The organism is Chromohalobacter sp. HP20-39, from assembly GCF_033052815.1.
Taxonomy (GTDB): domain Bacteria; phylum Pseudomonadota; class Gammaproteobacteria; order Pseudomonadales; family Halomonadaceae; genus Chromohalobacter.
This window is the reverse complement of sequence record NZ_JAWHTP010000618.1, coordinates 1-277: the sequence shown is the minus strand read 5'-3', so window position 1 is coordinate 277 and position 277 is coordinate 1. Positions and strand designations below refer to the sequence as shown.

Here is a 277-nt window from a genome sequence, read left to right as displayed (position 1 = left end):
GATATTCGCGTGTAAGAAGTGCAAAAAGGTCTTCCGCAAAGACATGAGCGAGTACGAAGACAGCGACGAGTACTGCCCACACTGCGACAACCACTATGTGCTGGAAGCCAAGGAACCTCAAGCGCGGCTGGAAGTCGAGGGCGAAGACGTGCGGAAAGACGCAAGGATGCTGAAGGATGATCGTATCAAAGCGAAAGAGGATTTGACGATCTGGGACGATGAATTGGAGGCGGCGAGGCTGGGATGAGCTGGCGATGGAGCGGTTGACTGGAGTTGA

At 54.2% G+C, this 277-nt stretch carries 1 protein-coding gene; it reads left to right on the top strand.

Translation table 11 applies throughout. The features are described from left to right. A partial coding sequence (locus RVY79_RS19430; RefSeq protein ID WP_317466211.1) for a hypothetical protein occupies positions 1–247 on the top strand: 247 nt, incomplete at its 5' end. Between the last annotated feature and the right edge of the window lie 30 nt (positions 248–277).